Here is a 1799-nt window from a genome sequence, read left to right as displayed (position 1 = left end):
CTGGTCGCGCTCGATGGCGGCGGTTTTCGTCGGCCGGCCGCCGCGGGATTTCGGCACCTCGCGGCGCGCCGCTGCCGCTCTCGTCTTGGTCGCAGTCAATCCCATGCCCAATGATTCCTGCGCGTTTCCGACAATGGTCATTCGCTCTATATCGCGCAGGAGCGGAGGCGTCATCGCGAATCTGGCCGAATTGGCCGTATCGTCAACGGTTTCAGCAGGGCCTCGTTCCGTCACCGGCGCTTACGGCACCGTCGAGCTCCAGGCCTGGCCGGACGCGGCCTTGTCGTATCCGTATTGATAGAGCGCCCGCATATAGGAGGTGTCGAACCCTTCCGACGGCGGCGCCGGATATTCGCGTGCGATGTAGGAGAGATGAAAGCCGAGACGGTTGCGCTTGGCGAAATCATAGGTCGAGAAGATGATCGAGCGCGTCTGCGACTGGGTAATCGCCGACAGGCTGCGCGAGGCGACATCGATGGTGCCGTTGGAGACAAGCTCGAAATTGCGTTCGATCTTCTTGTTGACGAGGATGTAGATGTCCAGCTTCGCACTGCCCGGCAGCCGGCTGCCCTGGAACAGCAAGGCTTCCGGCAACGTCAGCACCGGGGCGGTTACGCCGCCGTCGACATGCATCTCCTGGAACTTGCGGCCCTGGCCCTCGGCGTCGATCATGATCGGCGGAAACACCAGGGGGATGCTGGCGGAGGCCGCCATCACGTCGCGAAACAGTTTTAGCGCCTCGGGCGTTCCGACCGCGGCGATCTTGCCCATGTCCCAGATCGCGGTGCGCTGGGTGTCGAGATCGGTCGTCACCACCACCAGCTTCCGGCCCTTGGCATTCTCGCGCGCGACTTGCGCCATGATCTCGGGCCCGACATAGCGGGCGACGAGCTCGCGCAGCCTTGTATTGCCGAACAGGCCCGATCCGAACAGCACACGCATGATGCTGGGATCGTTCAGGAGGCTTTCCGCGATGCCGCTGGTGTAGACCTCCCTCAGCGTGTCGTCATATTGCGATCCCAGAAACGCGAACGGCGCGATCAGCCCGCCGGTGCTCACGCCGGAGACGACAGAGAAGGTCGGACGGGTTCTGGCGGCGGTCCAACCGTTGAGAACGCCGACGCCGTAGGCGCCATCGGCGCCGCCGCCGGAGAGCGCCAGATAGGACTTCGTCGCGGTGCTGTTGTCCTTCTCGAAGCTGAATTTCGTGATGGGCTCGTCGGCGTAGCGCCTGAGGCCATCGATATCGAGCACACGCGAGGTGCTGGCTTCTGCGGCGGTGTAGGGCGTGCGGGGCAGGGAGGTGCAGCCGGCGAGTGCCAGGCTGCACGTCAGGACCAGGAAACCGATCAGACGGGCAGCTGTCTGCCTGATCCAGTCACGCGAGCGGCTGGAGATGTCGGTCGAACATGAAGGGAAAGGCATTGTCGGTGGCTGTCGATCACGCATTGACCGCCGCCGGCAATTCGCCCACGGCATCTCGTCCAGCCCAACATAAAACTACACGGTATCGTTTTGTTTAACAAGGGGCGCGGCGGCCTTATCCGCTTTAATTGTGTCCCGGTCTGAGGCACGGTCCGGCCAGGACTGGGTTGGGCGGGTTGATCGGCTTCCTCCGACACGCAATAAGCACCGCCATGAATCCCGACAATGACCTTCCCAATCACTTTGAATTGCTCGCCACCGACGGCGCCGCGCGCACCGGACGCCTGACCACACCTCACGGCGTGGTGCGGACGCCGGCCTTCATGCCGGTCGGCACCGCCGGTGCCATGAAGGGCATGCACTGGCGCGAGGTG

The 1799-nt window shown here is 63.6% G+C and carries 1 protein-coding gene and 1 pseudogene; one reads left to right on the top strand and one right to left on the bottom strand.

The annotated features are described in order from the left end of the window. Window positions 1–240: 240 nt before the first annotated feature. Window positions 241–1449 (bottom strand): patatin-like phospholipase family protein, encoded by a 1209-nt coding sequence (locus MOV74_RS37270; RefSeq protein WP_246932406.1) that lies wholly within the window; start codon window positions 1447–1449, stop codon window positions 241–243. Between the two features lie 188 nt (window positions 1450–1637). Between MOV74_RS37270 and MOV74_RS37265 the strand changes: the two are divergent. Further along, window positions 1638–1799: pseudogene (locus MOV74_RS37265) on the top strand (tRNA guanosine(34) transglycosylase Tgt); the annotation flags it as partial.

It is taken from the genome of Bradyrhizobium sp. SHOUNA76 (assembly GCF_023006445.1).
In the GTDB taxonomy this organism is placed as follows: domain Bacteria; phylum Pseudomonadota; class Alphaproteobacteria; order Rhizobiales; family Xanthobacteraceae; genus Bradyrhizobium.
This window is presented reverse-complemented; position numbering and strand designations above follow the sequence as displayed.